Source organism: Hydrogenivirga sp. 128-5-R1-1 (assembly GCF_000171895.1).
In genome coordinates this window covers 1-1075 of the sequence record NZ_ABHJ01000512.1, presented here as the reverse complement: position 1 = coordinate 1075, position 1075 = coordinate 1, and the positions used below count along the sequence as shown (strand labels likewise).

The 1075-nt window shown below is 35.2% G+C and carries 1 protein-coding gene; it reads left to right on the top strand.

Annotation, left to right across the window (positions count from 1 at the left end; all coding sequences use genetic code 11):
• Nucleotides 1-13: 13 nt before the first annotated feature.
• Nucleotides 14-1075, top strand: a 1062-nt coding sequence (locus tag HG1285_RS00285; RefSeq protein ID WP_008289708.1) for a YifB family Mg chelatase-like AAA ATPase, incomplete at its 3' end; no start/stop codon positions are given.

Genomic DNA, 1075 nt, shown 5'->3' with positions numbered 1-1075 from the left:
TTAAGGAAAAAATATGCTTTCTGTTATAAAAAGTTCAGGTGTTTTAGGAATAGACGGTTATATAGTTGATGTTGAGGTGAATGTTTCTAAAGGTCTTCCACAGTTTATAACTGTTGGTCTTCCTGATACAGCTGTAAAGGAGAGTAAAGAAAGAGTAAAATCTGCCGTTGTTTCTTCAGGTTTTAATTTTCCTTCAAAAAAAATTGTTGTTAATCTTGCCCCTGCAAATGTACCAAAACAGGGAACTTTATATGACCTTCCAATTGCAGTTGGGATATTAAACAGCAGTGGTATTATTAAAGAAATTGATGAAAAAACAGCTATTATTGGAGAGCTTGCTTTAAGTGGAAAGCTGAGAAAAGTAAAAGGTATTCTTCCAATTACTTTAAAACTTAAAGAAGAAGGATTTAAAAGAGTAATACTTCCAAAAGAAAATGAAAATGAAGCGGCTCTCGTTAAAGGTATAGATGTTTACGGATTTGAAGATTTAAAGGAAATAGTTGATTTCCTTAACGGTCAACTGGAAAAAAAGCCTGCTTATGTGGATATTGATAAATTTTTCCAGAGCGGTGAAAACAGCCTTTTAGACTTTAAAGATGTAAAAGGGCAGTTTATAGTTAAAAGAGCCCTTGAGATAGCAGCAGCTGGATTTCATAATGTTCTTATGATAGGTTCTCCCGGAAGTGGAAAAACAATGCTTGCAAGAAGGTTTACAACTATACTTCCACCGCTGACTTTTGAAGAAGCAATAGAAACAACAAAAATACATTCTGTTGCTGGAATTTTGGAAAAACCTATAATTACAGAGAGAATTTTCAGAAGCCCACATTCCACGTCCTCAGATATAGCACTTATTGGAGGGGGAAGCATACCAAAACCGGGTGAAGTAAGCCTTGCCCACAACGGTGTTTTATTTTTAGATGAAATTCCAGAATTTAAAAGAACTGTTTTGGAAGCTTTAAGACAGCCTCTTGAAGATGGAAAAGTTGTTATATCACGGGCTTCAGGAAGATTTGAATTTCCTGCGAAATTTCAGCTTATAGCTGCGGCTAATCCATGTCCATGTGGATATAAA